This window comes from Christiangramia forsetii KT0803 (assembly GCF_000060345.1).
Lineage (GTDB): Bacteria > Bacteroidota > Bacteroidia > Flavobacteriales > Flavobacteriaceae > Christiangramia > Christiangramia forsetii.
The window spans coordinates 3,565,518-3,577,143 of the sequence record NC_008571.1 but is presented as its reverse complement, the minus strand read 5'-3'; the positions used below and the strand labels follow the sequence as shown (position 1 = coordinate 3,577,143).

Genomic DNA, 11,626 nt, shown 5'->3' with positions numbered 1-11,626 from the left:
CTATATAGTCATCTTTTTTGTCGAGTGACAAGCCTGAATGTTACCAATCTTTTTCAGATTTTATTTTTACTCCTTTTGCCTTTTCAGCATTTATTTTATCCTGAACCTTTTTCTCTTCATTATTCATCGCCTCCAAAAGGTTTTTTATTTGCTGAGGGGAAAGCTGACCCTGGGTAGGTTTTGGTTGCTGTTGCTTTTCCTTATCACCTTGCCCATCATCCTTCTTCTGCTCATCTCCCTTATCTTTCTGCTTATCTTCGTTCTCATCGCCTTCCTTCTTATCCTTCTCATTCTCTCCTTCGTCTTTAGGCTTTTGATCCTGATCTTCATCTTCGTCACCTTCTCCGTCTTTCTGGTCCTTATTCTGCTGATCTTTATTTTCGTCTTTCTTCTCGTCGTCCTGCTTATTCTGTTCTTTATTTTGATCCTGATTTTGCTGTTCCTTTTCCAGCATCTTTTTTGCTAAAGCCAGATTATACCTTGTTTCTTCATCTGTTGGATCGTTACGAAGTGCTTCTTTAAAGGCGTTTACCGCTTCCTGATAATTCTTTTGTTGCATAAAAGAATTTCCAAGATTATGATAAATATGATGCTTTTCATCTTTTGTTGCATCCATCTCTGCGGCTTCTTTTAAACGCTGTTCGGCATTTAAAGATTTTTCTTTCGCATAATAGAGGTTCCCCATATTATACTTGGCATTAAGATTTGAAGGATCTTTAGAAATAGCTTTTCTATACGAAGCCTCGGCACTCGCAAAGTTATTTTCAGACAGCGCTTCCTGAGCTTCAGCAATAAATTTATTTGCTTCTTTTTGAAGTTTTTCAGGCTTTTCCTGAGCGAAAATAGTCGTTATTCCAAAAAGAAAAACTCCCGTAAATACTATATGTTGTTTTTTAATCTTCATCTGCTTTACCTCCTTTCTTCTTACTTTCATTGAAAAGATTCAATCTTTTTAACCAGGCGGTACTTCGCTCCAGTATAAAGATATCAAGAAATAATAGTGCCAAACCTAATCCCAGAAACCATTGAAAATGAGATTTAAAGTCGGCGAACTGTTTTGCCTCGAATTCGGTCTTTTCGATATTCTGTAATTTTTCGGTAACATTATCTACTACCTCGCTGGTTACATTTCCTTCAATATAACTACCATCGGTAGCATTCGCTATTTCCTGAAGTGTCGCCGGATTCAGTTTGGTTATCACCGTTTCTCCCTGCCTGTCTTTCTTATAATTCTGAACAACACCATTTCTTTTAATCGGAATAGGACCTCCTTTTTCGGTTCCTACTCCTATGGTGAAAATACGAATTCCCTTCTCTGCAGCCTGTTCAGCAATATCCTCCACATTTCCTTCGTGATCTTCCCCATCACTGATTATAAATAAGACTCTATTGGTTTGCTGATCATCGTCATAATAAGTCGTCGCCAGTTCTATTGCATCGCTTATTGCGGTTCCCTGAGACGAGATCATATCGGTATTCAACGCCTGAAGAAACATTTTAGCTGCTGAAAAATCGGTAGTAATCGGTAATTGCGGATAAGCCCCTCCGGCATAAGCAATAATCCCAACTCGGTCGCTTCCCAAAGAGCTTAAAATCTGACTAACCAATTGCTTGGATTTCTCTAGGCGATTAGGCGCAATATCTTCAGCATCCATACTTTTTGAAACGTCTATCGCGAAGACAATATCTACTCCTTCACGTTTTACCGTTTCCATTTTTGTCCCCATTTTCGGGTTTACCAATGCAATTACCAAACTAGCTAACGCCAGAAGAATTAGCACTAGTTTTATCACCGGTTTAGAACGTGATCTGTTTGGAGCGAGAAGTTTTAGCAGTGTAGAATCAGCGAATTTTTTTCGTGTTCTGTTCTGCCAGAAAATAAAGATAAGAAACAGCAGGATGATTACCGGGATCACCAGCAATAACCAAAACCATATTTTTTCTTCGAGTACAAACATTTTATATAAATCCTCTAAAAATTGTTAGCCTTAATAGAATTTCAAAAAGTAACAGCCCTCCGGCCAGTAAAACTAATGGTCGGTATTTTTCATCATAATTATAGTATTTGAATTCTTCTATTTCAGTCTTTTCCAATGAATCAATTTCAGCATAGATCTCCTCCAGTTTTTCGTTGTTGGTCGCTCTAAAGTATTTTCCTCCGGTAGCCGCAGCAATTTCTTTTAAAAGATCTTCATCTATCTCAACCTGCACATTTCCAAATCGGAGCCTACCATTTGCAGGGTTAACTCCAACAGGAGAAAGCGCCATTCCATTGCTTCCCACCCCAATGGTATAAACTTTAATTCCGAATTCTACTGCCAGTTCACTCGCAGTACTTGGATCTATAAATCCTGCATTGTTCACCCCGTCTGTAAGCAGAATTATCACTTTACTTTCAGCATCACTATCTTTAATTCTGTTCACTGCGGTTGCCAGACCTGAACCTATTGCTGTACCATTTTCAAGTACATTATTATACTCTATATCTTCCAGAGCATCTAAAACTATCGCCTTATCACTGGTAATTGGTGTTTTTGTAAAACTTTCTCCGGCGTAAACCACTAAACCAATACGATCTCCGGGGCGATCCTGGATAAATTCTTCTGCTACATTTTTGGTTGCATCCAGACGATTTGGCTGAAGATCCCTGGCCAGCATACTTGCTGAAACATCTATTGCCATCACAATGTCTATTCCCTGCGTACTGCTGGTTTGTGTGGAAACATCTACGCTTCGTGGTCTTGCCATCGCCATAATAATCGCCGATAGTGCTAACAATCTTAAAAGGAATAGTACAGGTTTTAATTTTGGCAGAATACCTGATGTTGCTTTAAAACCTTTGGTGCTGGAAATTTTTAATTCTGGGGTCTGCTTGTTTCGTTTCCAAAAATACCAGCCTATTGCCAGCGGAAGCAGCAAAAATAACCAGAAGAATTCCGGATTCTCAAAATTGAAATTAGCAAACATTATTCTTTCAAATTATTTATTTCTACCGAGTTGATGATCCTTTCTGAAATCTCCCTGGCGTACTGATCGTTTTCATTAAATACAACGATGATCTGTTCAAAACCTCCTTTTTCAGCAAAATTCAGGATTACATATTCATTGGGGATAGATTCACCTGTCACAGGATTTTCAGCATCCAGGGTTCCAAAAACTTTTAATCCTTTAGCTCCATTCAAGGTGGTGAAATCTTCCTGTTTCATTACTATATTTCTCGCACCCTGCGCTTCAAGATTGGTATAAATACCATCTACCGCTTTCTTTAGATCAAATTTCACCTCACCTTTAAACTTGATCGTACTTAAGGTTGTATAATAATTACTTAAAAGGCTGCCGTAGATAAAAGTTTCAGAACCTACCATCATTTGCTGTACTTCCTGGGGCATTTCAATTTCTCCACGTACCAAAACCCTTGGTGTTGTAACCGCAACCGACGGATTTCCATATTCACTTCTAATCCATTCTCCCTCCAATAATTCTTTCGTAGGATGCCCCAGGTACGTGTCTTTTACATAGGTGTAACCCTGCGTAGCGATAAGTGCAGTAACTCCAAGAATAATTATAACCACTCCTGCTACCACACCTATAATGATGCGACGTTTCTTTCGTTTTCTTGCCTGCTCCTGAAGAAAAGCTTCATCTTTAAGTAATTCCTCCTGAGTAGGCTCTGGAACCGAAGCCCGAAGATCATCGATGATATGTTGTGTTTTTGAACGATCTTCTTTTGCGGTAATTACATCGGGCTTAGATCTGGCAAATTTTGCAAGATCTGAACGCTGAAGGATTTTTTCAAAATCACTGATGGTGCCATCAGAAAGTTTCAATTTACCCGCATCTTTTTGAGCTCGCAAATAAATGATTAATTCGTTGGTGGTTCTTTCCAGGCCGTGATCGTAAATTTTTCTATCCAGATATTTACGCACCGCAAAACTAAGCTGGGAATAATATTCTTTGATCTCCCTGTTTTCCAGCAAATGAGAGTTATCCAGTTTTTGAAGTTCGGCCATTGCCTCTTCATAAGGTGGCAATTCATACTCCTCTGAATCTTTTTTCTTCTTTCTGATAATTAAAAAAGCCACCAGTCCGGCAATTAGAAAGATTCCCAGTAACCACCACGCCCAGGTAGGAATACTAAAACCCGGATCAACTTCTACGGAAGGCTTTATCGGGTAAAGTTTCTGTTTGGTGGTATCTACCACTACATCATTCACCTCAACAGCGATAGAATCTGTATAATAAGAATTGTTTTTAATAAGTACTTTCTGACTTGGGATCACATATTTTCCTGAATCAAATTGCGTTAGAAAATATTCCTTTAACAACCTGTAATTGCCATTTTCATTGATGGTGTCTATCTCCAGAGATTCCACCAATTCCAGCGGAGAAAAAGTCTCACCTTCAGGAAAAACCACCAGATCTTCAGGGTTTGTTTCCACTTCGATCTTATACGTTATCTGCTCTCCTATTTTTATGGTAGTAGAATCTACGGAAGCAGATATACTGGTTTGTGCAGAAATTTCTGAAAAAGAAAATAGTAGACTTATAAAAAACAGAAATCCCAGACCTCCTGAGAGGTTGAATTTCAAATATGTATTATAGTAATTTCTAAACATTTCTTTTTTAAGCTCTTCTTTTAAAATAGCCCAGTAATTTTTTCACATAGCTTTCATCTGTACGGTTATTTATAACCCCCGCACCGCTTAATGAAAAACTTTGGTGAAAATAATTTAATCTTTCCTCGTAATATTTTGAATACGATCTACGCACTGCCTTAGATCCTGTATTCACAGTTACATACTCACCGGTTTCTTCGTCCAGCATTTGCACCATCCCAAGATTTGGAATTGTTTCTTCCATCTTATCAAAAACTCTGATTCCGGTCACATCATGTTTTCCCGAAATAATTTTCAAGCTATGCTGGTAATCATCAGCCATAAAATCTGAAAGTAAAAAAATGATCGCTTTCTTTTTCATAACATTGGTAAGATACTTTAAGGCTCCTTTGATATCGGTACTCTTACCCACAGGTTTAAATTCCAGTAATTCCCTGATGATTCTAAGCACATGGGATCTTCCTTTTTTTGGCGGAATATAAAGCTCTATTTGATCTGTAAAAAGCATCAAACCAATCTTATCATTATTTTTTGTTGCTGAAAATGCCAGGGTAGCCGCAATTTCAGTAATTACATCTTTTTTAAATTGCTGTTGGGTACCAAACATTTCAGAACCGGAAACATCTACCATCAACATCATGGTGAGTTCCCGCTCTTCTTCGAACACCTTAATAAAAGGTTCATTATAACGGGCCGTAACATTCCAGTCTATACTCCTTACATCATCCCCAAACTGATAAGCTCGTACCTCGCTAAAGGTCATCCCGCGTCCTTTAAAAGTAGAATGATATTCCCCGCCAAAGACATGATCACTCAGTCTTCGGGTCTTAATTTCTATCTTTCGTACTTTTTTAAGGAGTTCTTTTGTATCCATCTCTTTCAGTAGATAGTTTTCAGTCTCAGTGAGCAGTCTAATTTTTCAGTAGACAGTTTTTTTACTGTTAACTGCCACTAAATACTGCGAACTGATTTAAGGTACTTCAATCTCGTTTACGATCTTATTGATAAGATCTTCTGAAGTGATATTTTCAGCTTCGGCCTCGTAGGTAATCCCAATTCTATGACGCAATACATCATGTACAACGGCTCGAACATCTTCAGGCACCACATATCCGCGACGTTTTATAAAAGCATAGCATTTCGAGGCAACCGCAAGATTGATACTTCCCCTTGGGGAGGCACCAAAACTGATTAATGGTTTAATATCTTCGAGATTATATTTTTCAGGGGTACGCGTGGCAAATACAATATCAAGAATATACTTTTCTATCTTCTCGTCCATGTAGACTTCTCGTGCCGCACTTTGCGCTCTTTTAATCTGTTCAAGATCCACAACCGGATTCACTTTTTCAAAACCACCTTTTAAGTTTGCTCTAATGATTAGTTGCTCCTCAGCCATTTGAGGATATTTAATAACTGTTTTCAACATAAAACGGTCAACCTGTGCTTCTGGTAACGGATAAGTTCCTTCCTGCTCCACCGGGTTTTGCGTGGCCATTACCAAGAATGGTCGGTCTAACTTAAAGGTTTCGTCCCCAATAGTCACCTGCTTTTCCTGCATAGCTTCTAACAAGGCAGATTGAACCTTGGCCGGAGCACGGTTAATCTCATCTGCTAAGACGAAATTGGCAAAAATAGGACCCTTCTTTATACTGAAATCACTGACCTTCATATTATAAATAAGCGTACCCACCACATCTGCAGGTAAAAGGTCTGGCGTAAACTGTATTCTACTAAAACTACCGTGAACGGCTTGTGAAAGTGTATTAATTGCAAGTGTTTTCGCTAGTCCCGGCACACCTTCCAGTAAGATATGACCCTGACCCAACAAACCTATAAGCAAACGTTCTATCATGTGTTTTTGACCAACAATCACCTTATTCATTTCGCGGGTGAGTAAGTCTACAAAAGCACTTTCTTTTTCAATTTTTTCGTTGATACTGGCAATATCAACAGATGAATCGTTTTCCATCATAATTTTCGGATTTTGATGTCGTGAATATACGTACTTGTAGTAAGCGTCGCAAATTGAAGATTTATTGGATTTAGGGTAGTTAAAATTAGGTTAAAATAAAAAGGCAGTGCTTTTAAACACTGCCTTTTAAATAAATATTTTATTTAATCCCTTAGAGTTCCAACTCACCAAGATCTTTGGTTTCATTCGGTTTAACTTCAATATCACTTACTGCAAAAACAGTAAGACCCGATGAAACTTCAGGAATAATCTCTAAATCATAAGTTCCGGCAGGAACTCCGTTTAAAGCAAAATTTCCTTCAGCATCTGTGTAAGCAGAGATCGTTGCGCTAGAATTACTAAGCTTTACAAGAGTCTGAACATTTGTTTCTATAGCTGCTGGAATTACAGCTTTCCCGATTACAATTCCGGCATCAGCATCAGCGCTTAATCTAATCACAGGTTTAAGACTAAAACCACCATTCCCCTGAGCTACAATAGATTCTTCTACATCAAAATCAAGCAGAAAAGCATAGTTTTCACCTTCTTCCAGCTCCTGGTTCAGTTGAAGTTTCAACCCTGATTGTTGAGCACTCGGAGTATTTAATGGTTTTGATTCCCCATTTACTACTACAGTATTCTCAGTTCCCAACACCAATCTCATCTGGCTAACATAACCAGCAGGCACCTCAGAATCTGCCAAAATTTGAGAAATTCCACCTGTTAATTCCAGTAGATCATAAACTCCGGTTTCAACTTCATCAAGACTTACCCAACCATCACTATCAATATCTGCTTCAGTTTCTGCATCAGCTTCCACTTTAATCTGTACGTCCTGAACATCGATATTAACTTCATCATAATCTCCGGGTGCATCGGTCATTCTAACCGTCATATTTGCGGTTCCACCTGTAGTTGCTTCACTTGAATCATCATCGCTACAACTTGCTAATCCCAACGATATAAAAGTTGCGATCATTAAACTTTTCAAAGTTCCATTTTTCAAATATCTCATAAGTAGATTTTATTAGTTCTGGGAGGAGAACGGCAACCTTTATGCAAGATTTTAAAGAAGCTTCAGATTTAACTCTTTTTAACGGAACTTAACCATGCTTTAATAGCTTAATAGTGTTTGCTAAATAATACTTTCTTACATTAGAAAATAAATTTTGAATATGAAAACAGCCTTGATTACTGGCGCTACGAGTGGTATTGGGAAATCTACGGCGATTCGCTTTGCAGTGGAAGGATTTAACTTAATTCTCTGCGGAAGACGCTCAGATCGTCTGGAACAACTAAAAGATGAGTTATCTGTGGAAACTTCGGTACACATCCTCAATTTTGATGTGAGGAAGAGGGATGAAGTATTTGAAAAAATAGCTTCCTTGCCGGAAGAGTTCAGTAAAATAGATGTTCTGGTAAACAATGCCGGAAACGCGCATGGTCTTGACCCCATACAAAACGGAAGCATGGATGATTGGGATGCGATGCTTGATATTAATGTTAAGGGACTTCTTTATGTAAGTAAAGCAATTATTCCCGGAATGTTAGAAAGACAATCAGGACATATTATTAACATTGGTTCTACTGCCGGGAAAGAAGTTTATCCCAACGGAAACGTTTATTGTGCCAGTAAACATGCGGTAGATGCCATAAACCAAGGGATGAGAATTGACCTGAATGGTAATGGAATTCGAGTGGGAGCGGTGAATCCTGGACTCACCCAAACAGAATTCAGTGATGTAAGATTTAAAGGCGATATTGATAAAGCTGAAAAAGTATATCAGGGATTTAAGGCTTTACAGCCGGAAGACATTGCAGATATTATTCATTTTGTGGTTACCAGACCTTATCATGTTAATATCGCTGACCTTACAGTTATGCCTACAGCGCAGGCTTCGAGTACCATATTAGATAAAAAAGCATAAAGCTTTAAGCTGACAGCTATAAAACCATGATCAACAAACGCCTTCTTATTAAAAATCTGCTTGCTCATAATGATGAGAACAGTTTTTATGACAAAAAGCGCCAGTTGAATATTGGTGAAAAAGAGGGGAAAGCAAAATTCTTAAAACATATCTGTGCCCTTTCTAACTCAAATCCCGAGAATAATTCGTACATCGTTATTGGTGTGGAAGATGAGGATAGTAAAATAGTGGGAATCGACTTTTTTGATGATAGTAAGATTCAAAATCTCATAAATGCTTATCTCAGTAATCCGCCTATTATTTCTTATGAAAACATTCCTTTTCCTCATTTACCAGATCATTTAGTGGTTGGGTTGGTGACTATTCGTCCAAATAATGGCAAAATATGCTCTTTTAGAAAAAATATCTGGAAATATTATGGTGGCTCTGTTTTTCTGAGGGACGGCAGTATTAGTATGCCGAAGGTTTTTGACATTGAAATAAAGGACGTGAATTCAGAGTTAGTGGCTTCCATTGAAAACCACTCACATAACAACATTGAATATACACTTGATGGTGTTTTTGACTTTATGAAAAAGAGACGGGACTATAAACCTACCTATAAAGTCTTTAAGGAGTATTTTGTGGTTTGCTGGGCAGGTAAGGAAAAAAAGATAAAAGGGGAAACATATTTCTCTAGAGTAGATATTGAACTTATCAATGAACAGGTGAAGTTATTTTATTCAGATTTGGATGAAGTAAGCATTGTACAGGATCATAATAATTTTAGGATTACAGAATATGTACACCTTGGTTTTCATGACCAGTTTCAATATTATCCACTGGAAGAGGTAACCATTAGTTTTCGAGACAATGGAAATTATGATATAGACAGTAAATTATTATTTGAACCCCCAAGATTTGATAAAAAAACCCTGTACCATATATACAATACCAACCAGGCAGTGATTATGAAATTAAAGAAAGGCTATGATCTCAATGCTGGCGATAAGCGAGACCTTAAAAACTTACCTTCTACATATTTATTATGCTATTTAAATAATTTTAGCGAGGCTTTAACCAAACTCGAAGAAGCCAAACCTTATCTTAAGGCCTATAATGAGGAAGTATACCATTCATATAAAGAAAGTATGCGGATTTTAAGAAAGGTAAAATACAATTAAATATGTCGAGAAAACTTGCTATTGGAGATTTACATGGAGGCTTAAAGGCTTTAATCCAGTTGCTTGAAAGAATAAATCTTTCTCCAAAAGATCAACTCATTTTTTTAGGAGATTATGTAGATGGTTGGAGCGATTCTGCAAATACCGTGACCTATCTTATAGAGTTGGCAAAACAGAATTCCTGTGTTTTTATAAGGGGAAATCATGACGATCTTGCGCATAGATGGCTGGAAAAAGACGAAAAGAATGAAAAATGGTTGGAACATGGCGGACAATCCAGCATTGATGCATATAGAAATTTCAGTGAGGATGAGAAGAAAGCACATATAAACTTCTTCAGGGAAATGTTCAATTTTTATAAGGATGATGAAGATCGCTTATATGTTCATGCGGGATTCACAAACCTTCACGGTCCCGATTTTGAATATCATGAAACGAGCTTTTATTGGGATCGCACACTGTGGGAAATGGCACTCTCTATGAAAGATAATTTAAACCCCGAAGACCAATTCTACCCGAAAAGACTTCAGCATTTTAAAGAAATCTATATAGGACACACCCCGGTTACCCGAATTGGGGAAAGCGAGCCTGTAAAAAAAGCAAATATCTGGAATGTAGATACAGGAGCGGCTTTTAAGGGAGCTATCTCGGCAATCGATGTAAATTCCAAAGAAATTTATCAAAGTGACCCTGTTTTTACCCTATATCCAGATGAACAGGGAAGAAATTAGGCTTTTTTTATTATAGCTTCTAAGCGCATATTCATATCTTTGAAGTTCAATCCTTTCCATTTTTAAAATCATTTGATTTTATGGAATTGTAAAAACTGCATGCTTATTGCAGATATTATAAGGAAAAGGCCCTAAATATAATGGCTTATAATTGTTTTAGTAAAGATTTAAAAAATGGCATTAGATAATATACGTTTAGAAGTAATGCAAACGGTCGAAAAATCTGTTCAGGGTTTTATCGATGAATACCTTATCCCCGTTAATGAGATCTGGCAACCTACAGATATGCTTCCAAATCTTCAGGATGACAAAGGATTTGAAGAAGTGCATCAAATTAGAGAAGAAGCTAAGGAATTAGGATATGATTTCTGGGTTGTTCTTGTTGCAGATATGGTTACTGAAGAAGCTTTACCTACTTACGAATCCTGGTTAATGGATATGGAAGGTGTACAACAGCACGGTGCCAGTCGCGGAGAACAGAATGTTTGGGCAAAATGGGTGAGACACTGGACCGGTGAGGAAAATCGTCATGGTGATACTCTCAATAAATATTTATATCTCTCAGGAAGGGTAGATATGAAAGAAGTAGAGAAAACTACCCAGCACCTAATCAATGACGGATTTGACATCGGTACCGGAAGAGATCCCTACAGAAATTTTGTTTATACGAGTTTTCAGGAATTGGCGACCAATATTTCCCATAAACGGGTAGGACAACTTGCTAAGAAAAAGGGTAATAAAATGCTCGGGAAAATGTGTAATATCATTGCCGGAGATGAGATGAGACATTATATGGCTTATCGCGAGTTCGTAAAGACAATTTTTGAGCACGATCCTAGTGAAATGATGCTAGCTTTTCAGGATATGATGAAGAAAAAAATCGTGATGCCTGCTCAATTCATTAGAGAATCTGGACAGGGAATTGCTGAAGCTTTTGAAAACTTCTCCAATGCAGCACAAAGACTCGGGGTTTATACAACCTACGATTATATCGATATTCTGAAGAAACTGAATGGATACTGGGAAATAGATAAGATGCGTTCTTTAACAGATGATGCTGAAAAAGCAAGGGATTATCTAATGGCACTGCCAGATAGAATGACCAGAATTGCAGATAGAATTGCTGTTCCTCAGGATCAGCATAAATTTAAATGGGTTGAATCTAACGGAATGGTTTAGACCTGATAATGAATATTAGTAAAACCCGCTTTCATTAGAGCGGGTTTTTTATAAC

The 11,626-nt window shown here is 37.7% G+C and carries 11 protein-coding genes; 4 read left to right on the top strand and 7 right to left on the bottom strand.

The features are described 5' to 3' along the window. Nucleotides 1-40: 40 nt before the first annotated feature. The 7 genes from GFO_RS16110 to GFO_RS16080 all read right to left on the bottom strand — a co-directional run bounded on the left by GFO_RS16110 (nucleotide 41) and on the right by GFO_RS16080 (nucleotide 7,585). Nucleotides 41-934, bottom strand: coding sequence for a tetratricopeptide repeat protein (locus tag GFO_RS16110; RefSeq protein WP_011711256.1), 894 nt, complete (start codon nucleotides 932-934; stop codon nucleotides 41-43). Further along, complete coding sequence (locus tag GFO_RS16105; protein ID WP_011711255.1) at nucleotides 894-1,958, bottom strand: vWA domain-containing protein; 1,065 nt, start codon at nucleotides 1,956-1,958, stop codon at nucleotides 894-896. Before GFO_RS16105 ends, GFO_RS16110 begins: the two co-directional genes overlap by 41 nt. Nucleotide 1,959: 1 nt before the next feature. Beyond that, on the bottom strand, nucleotides 1,960-2,967 hold the full coding sequence (locus GFO_RS16100; RefSeq protein WP_011711254.1) for a vWA domain-containing protein: 1,008 nt from the start codon (nucleotides 2,965-2,967) through the stop codon (nucleotides 1,960-1,962). Then, a complete protein-coding gene (locus GFO_RS16095) occupies nucleotides 2,967-4,616 on the bottom strand; it encodes a BatD family protein (RefSeq protein WP_011711253.1) in 1,650 nt (549 codons plus the stop codon). The genes GFO_RS16100 and GFO_RS16095 overlap by 1 nt, the downstream gene beginning before the upstream one ends. 7 nt (nucleotides 4,617-4,623) lie before the next feature. Next, nucleotides 4,624-5,490 carry a DUF58 domain-containing protein gene (locus tag GFO_RS16090; RefSeq protein ID WP_011711252.1) on the bottom strand — a complete coding sequence of 289 codons (867 nt, stop codon included), beginning with the start codon at nucleotides 5,488-5,490 and terminating at the stop codon, nucleotides 4,624-4,626. 96 nt (nucleotides 5,491-5,586) lie between these two features. Beyond that, complete coding sequence (locus GFO_RS16085; protein WP_011711251.1) at nucleotides 5,587-6,591, bottom strand: AAA family ATPase; 1,005 nt, start codon at nucleotides 6,589-6,591, stop codon at nucleotides 5,587-5,589. A gap of 151 nt (nucleotides 6,592-6,742) precedes the next feature. After that, a complete protein-coding gene (locus tag GFO_RS16080; RefSeq protein ID WP_011711250.1) occupies nucleotides 6,743-7,585 on the bottom strand; it encodes a DUF4382 domain-containing protein in 843 nt (280 codons plus the stop codon). Between the two features lie 160 nt (nucleotides 7,586-7,745). Here GFO_RS16080 and GFO_RS16075 point away from each other — a divergent pair, with 160 nt between their 5' ends. The 4 genes from GFO_RS16075 (at nucleotide 7,746) to GFO_RS16060 (ending at nucleotide 11,571) form a co-directional block, all read left to right on the top strand. Then, the gene (locus GFO_RS16075) at nucleotides 7,746-8,498 is read left to right on the top strand and encodes an SDR family NAD(P)-dependent oxidoreductase (protein WP_011711249.1); all 753 of its coding nucleotides are present in this window, start codon (nucleotides 7,746-7,748) and stop codon (nucleotides 8,496-8,498) included. 26 nt (nucleotides 8,499-8,524) lie between these two features. Continuing rightward, nucleotides 8,525-9,661 (top strand): ATP-binding protein, encoded by a 1,137-nt coding sequence (locus GFO_RS16070; RefSeq protein ID WP_011711248.1) that lies wholly within the window; start codon nucleotides 8,525-8,527, stop codon nucleotides 9,659-9,661. 2 nt (nucleotides 9,662-9,663) lie between these two features. Continuing rightward, entirely contained in the window at nucleotides 9,664-10,392 is a 729-nt protein-coding gene (locus tag GFO_RS16065; protein WP_011711247.1) for a metallophosphoesterase family protein, read from the top strand. A gap of 174 nt (nucleotides 10,393-10,566) precedes the next feature. Continuing rightward, nucleotides 10,567-11,571, top strand: coding sequence for an acyl-ACP desaturase (locus tag GFO_RS16060; protein WP_011711245.1), 1,005 nt, complete (start codon nucleotides 10,567-10,569; stop codon nucleotides 11,569-11,571). Nucleotides 11,572-11,626: the final 55 nt, after the last annotated feature.

Coding starts and splice junctions, on each gene's coding strand:
- GFO_RS16110 (WP_011711256.1), bottom strand. CDS start 934: ATGAAAGTAAGAAGAAAGGAGGTAAAGCAGATGAAGATTAAAAAACAA.
- GFO_RS16105 (WP_011711255.1), bottom strand. CDS start 1,958: ATGTTTGTACTCGAAGAAAAAATATGGTTTTGGTTATTGCTGGTGATC.
- GFO_RS16100 (WP_011711254.1), bottom strand. CDS start 2,967: ATGTTTGCTAATTTCAATTTTGAGAATCCGGAATTCTTCTGGTTATTT.
- GFO_RS16095 (WP_011711253.1), bottom strand. CDS start 4,616: ATGTTTAGAAATTACTATAATACATATTTGAAATTCAACCTCTCAGGA.
- GFO_RS16090 (WP_011711252.1), bottom strand. CDS start 5,490: ATGGATACAAAAGAACTCCTTAAAAAAGTACGAAAGATAGAAATTAAG.
- GFO_RS16085 (WP_011711251.1), bottom strand. CDS start 6,591: ATGATGGAAAACGATTCATCTGTTGATATTGCCAGTATCAACGAAAAA.
- GFO_RS16080 (WP_011711250.1), bottom strand. CDS start 7,585: ATGAGATATTTGAAAAATGGAACTTTGAAAAGTTTAATGATCGCAACT.
- GFO_RS16075 (WP_011711249.1), top strand. CDS start 7,746: ATGAAAACAGCCTTGATTACTGGCGCTACGAGTGGTATTGGGAAATCT.
- GFO_RS16070 (WP_011711248.1), top strand. CDS start 8,525: ATGATCAACAAACGCCTTCTTATTAAAAATCTGCTTGCTCATAATGAT.
- GFO_RS16065 (WP_011711247.1), top strand. CDS start 9,664: ATGTCGAGAAAACTTGCTATTGGAGATTTACATGGAGGCTTAAAGGCT.
- GFO_RS16060 (WP_011711245.1), top strand. CDS start 10,567: ATGGCATTAGATAATATACGTTTAGAAGTAATGCAAACGGTCGAAAAA.